The following is a 3453-nucleotide window of genomic DNA, read 5'->3' as shown; positions in this document are numbered from 1 at the left end:
AAAACCCAAAAGATTGGTTACCTTGGAATTATCTTGATACTATCAACAAAATCAAAAACCACTCTCTATAAAAAATTTAATTCCATTCATTGTGTTTGTAAAATGCACTTATTGGGAGGACACTGCTCAAGCCGTTTCCTCCTTAGCAAGAATGATTGGCCCTGCTTTCCTTGGCCTTACATATCAAAATGGCATAGGGAACTTATACTTTATAAAAGAAAAATCACTTTACATCTCAGCTATTATTCTTTTTACTGGTTTCTTAATTGGCATGACTCTTTTGAAAGACTCTCGCCAGAACAGTTAAATTACTATAAATACTAAATTAATTTTAAGGATTCCTTCAGAATGAACAAAAATATCTCCATTCCTCTGGTTAAAATTGGCAATGAAATGATAGTCACTTTTGGAAAGTCGGGCTCCAATCTTAAAAATGTATATCACATAGACACTATTTTATCGGAGTGGACTAAATCATTTTTAAACGAGTATTCTTTAATTTCGGATGACAAGAATTATCAGGAATTATCTGGAATTTTAAAATTAATTAAGGAACAAGGCGTTTATCGGATAGAAGGCAATATTGAATTTGAACCATTATTAGAATGTGTCCGTTCCCTTACCTTATTTAGAGAAAAGATTCGCGCCGAAGTAAAAGGTTATTTTGTCCCATTAAATTCCCAAAAGTACCAACAATCTGGAATATCTAAATTTTCAACCGCTATTGAAAATGACGAAATTGAATTGTCTGAAAGTGATTTAGAATCTTACGCTTTTCAGGGCAATGCGATTCAATTAGACGAATTATTACTTGATACGATGTTTTGTGCCTTGCCTGAGCTTCCCTTATGCAGAGAGGATTGCAAAGGGCTCTGTTCTGAATGTGGAACCGACTTAAACGAAACAGATATAAAAGGTAAGAGGCTTATTGTTGAGCACAGTAAAAAATGCTCTCATCATAAACCAATGAAAATACAATAATATCTTATACTTTTAAAAATATTTAAAGATAAGATATCTTACCAAAGTAACTAAATAATAATTTTAAAATATATTTATAATATTAATATAAACCCAAATTAAATCCGAATACATATATAGTTTTTGCACTGAATTTGCAAGGGAGTTGATAACATGTTTCTTTTAAAAGTCATCAATATATTAAAAATACTAAAATATTTATTTATTTTTAGTATTTTAATCATATCCAAAGATGCTATGGCTTCCGATGATTTATTAGAATATAAAGTAATGCCTAATGATACAATTACAACAATATTACAGAAACTTTCCTTAAAACCGATTTATGGTAAAAATGGTACTTTAGAAGAAGTATTAAAGTTAAATCCTGATAAGCAAGAAAGTTTAGGAAATTGCATTTATGTTGGTGAAATTCTATTATTACCTAAAAAAATAGTTAAATTACAAGCAAATAAATTAAATGAAAATAATAAAAAAGAAAAAATTTTAACAAAAGATAAAGTGAAAGAAAGTGAAATCAAAATAACTCCTCCTGAAAAAAAGATTCCCGTTCAAAAAGAAGTTGTAAAAAATCCAGTACCAATAAAATCTATTGAAAAACCTAAAGAAAAACCTGTCGTAATAAGTAATCCACCTGCTCAAAGTAACGCTGTAAACAAGCCTGTTATTGTAAACAATCCTCCTGCTGCACAAATAAACAAACCTGTTATTGCTAATCCTCCACCTGTTCAAAGTAACACTCTAAACAAACCTGTTATTGCTAACAACCCTCCTCCTGTTCAAAGTAACGCTGTAAACAAGCCTGCTATTGTTAATAATTCAAATTCAATGGAGAAAAAATCAAATGAAATTTTTATAGCAAATCAAAAGGGAAATTATACAAACAAGAATAATATCAATTTAACAAATCCTCAAAATCAATCTTCTATAAATAATGAAGTGTTCTTCTTTTCAAAAACAGCTTTGCCAGCATTACCAATGAGAGCTGAAAAAATTCCAGAAAATAATGAAGTTTTAAATAGAAATTTGAATACAAATAAAATGAGTCCTGAAAGTGAATTTGAATTTAATTTGGACACAAAAAATAGCTGCAATACAAATCAAAGCTGCAAAACATGGTTATGGGAACCATCAATAAAATGCTGTAAACCTGCCAAAAGATATTTTCTTTACTATGAAAATAATTCCCTATAATAAATATTAATAAAGTCTTTGTAATAAAAAATTAATCCAGCCTTTAAGTTGCTGCCACATGGTAAGTGAGTTTTCTTTTGAAGTAATATGAAGACCAATATAAATAGCAATAAATATAAAACACCAAAATAATAAAAAATTAAAGTATTTTTTTAGCAATGATATTAAAAACTTTTTACGTATTTTTTTAAATTCTTTTTCAAGAGCAAACTGAGCATCATTCCAGCCCGTTACATATTCTTCAAAAATGCGTTTTTCTAAATGACTAAAGTAAAAATGAGAACTTTTTGAGTCTAGGACTGATAATTCAGTCACATTACATTGCATTAACAACCAATTAGAACGTGATTTTTTTATTTCTTCTAATGCAGTTAGTATAAATTTCTTTTTAAAATAATGATACGATAAAAATGAAAACATTCTATAAGGAGAAATTTTCGAATTTGCAGTTAGTGATTTTTTTAATATTGAAAGGAATATATCTGAAATATCTTCGGAACCCGATTTGATATTCGAAAAAAGAGCGGCCTTAAATAAAGCATTTGTACCAATATCAAAAGCTTCTATTTCACTTCCGATCACATCGGCTATTATTAAATTCCGATTATTACGCCCTTTTTTGCTATAGATGCTGGAAGTTGTATTCACAAAAGATCAATCTCACTGAAATTACTTAAACCACTCACTTCTGGCAAATACTCTATATCGTTCTTTGGTACAAGTACTTGACGTTCAGCGCCTCTAATATGAGCCACATAACGAGAACATTCTTTATGAGAGTTTTCTTTGAAAGGAGCAAATGGACACTGAGCGCCACATGCCGATTTTACCCCACAAACATCACTAAGCACTAATTTCCCTTCCGTATCGACTAGACCTTGCTTAACATGATATGGGCATCTGCTTTCCTTCATATTTCACCCCATGGTTATTAATTTTGAACAAAATATTTCATGCGCAAAAATTTACGCATTTCTTATTTTGACACATTTTTAAGCTTGTATTGCTTTAAACTGAGTAAAGCATATTGGTTTTACCTAGTCAAATTTTTTTCAATTCAAATTAATAAACAAGACTTAATTTTACATGTCATTTTTTTGATTTAGTAAGAATATGGACAACGAGAATAAAATTCTACTCAAATTTTAAAAATCTATCTTAAATAAAACGAATAAAATAAATATTATTTTGATTTATCTTTGAATTTTCAACAGATTTTTAATAGAAAGAAATAAAATGATTAATTATAACAAATATTCTAATATAACAAGAGAAGAA

At 28.8% G+C, this 3453-nt stretch carries 4 protein-coding genes; 2 read left to right on the top strand and 2 right to left on the bottom strand.

The features are described 5' to 3' along the window. The first annotated feature begins 348 nt into the window (after nucleotides 1-348). Both ACIQ56_RS15745 and ACIQ56_RS15740 read left to right on the top strand, forming a co-directional pair. Nucleotides 349-981 carry a YceD family protein gene (locus ACIQ56_RS15745; RefSeq protein ID WP_397601992.1) on the top strand — a complete coding sequence of 211 codons (633 nt, stop codon included), beginning with the start codon at nucleotides 349-351 and terminating at the stop codon, nucleotides 979-981. A gap of 153 nt (nucleotides 982-1134) precedes the next feature. Continuing rightward, on the top strand, nucleotides 1135-2175 hold the full coding sequence (locus ACIQ56_RS15740; protein ID WP_397601991.1) for a LysM peptidoglycan-binding domain-containing protein: 1041 nt from the start codon (nucleotides 1135-1137) through the stop codon (nucleotides 2173-2175). Nucleotides 2176-2181: 6 nt separating this feature from the next. Here ACIQ56_RS15740 and ACIQ56_RS15735 read toward each other — a convergent pair whose 3' ends face one another. Both ACIQ56_RS15735 and ACIQ56_RS15730 read right to left on the bottom strand, forming a co-directional pair. Beyond that, nucleotides 2182-2823 carry a hypothetical protein gene (locus tag ACIQ56_RS15735; protein ID WP_397601990.1) on the bottom strand — a complete coding sequence of 214 codons (642 nt, stop codon included), beginning with the start codon at nucleotides 2821-2823 and terminating at the stop codon, nucleotides 2182-2184. Beyond that, a complete protein-coding gene (locus ACIQ56_RS15730; RefSeq protein ID WP_153418212.1) occupies nucleotides 2820-3026 on the bottom strand; it encodes a hypothetical protein in 207 nt (68 codons plus the stop codon). The genes ACIQ56_RS15735 and ACIQ56_RS15730 overlap by 4 nt, the downstream gene beginning before the upstream one ends. Nucleotides 3027-3453: the final 427 nt, after the last annotated feature.

This window comes from Silvanigrella sp., from assembly GCF_044369315.1.
Classification (GTDB): domain Bacteria; phylum Bdellovibrionota_B; class Oligoflexia; order Silvanigrellales; family Silvanigrellaceae; genus Silvanigrella.
The sequence above is the reverse complement of the archived record's forward strand: the minus strand, read 5'-3'. Positions and strand labels throughout refer to the sequence as shown.

What these genes read in the sequence shown, in the direction of transcription:
- ACIQ56_RS15745 (WP_397601992.1), top strand. Translation starts at nt 349, where the DNA reads ATGAACAAAAATATCTCCATTCCTCTGGTTAAAATTGGCAATGAAATG.
- ACIQ56_RS15740 (WP_397601991.1), top strand. Translation starts at nt 1,135, where the DNA reads ATGTTTCTTTTAAAAGTCATCAATATATTAAAAATACTAAAATATTTA.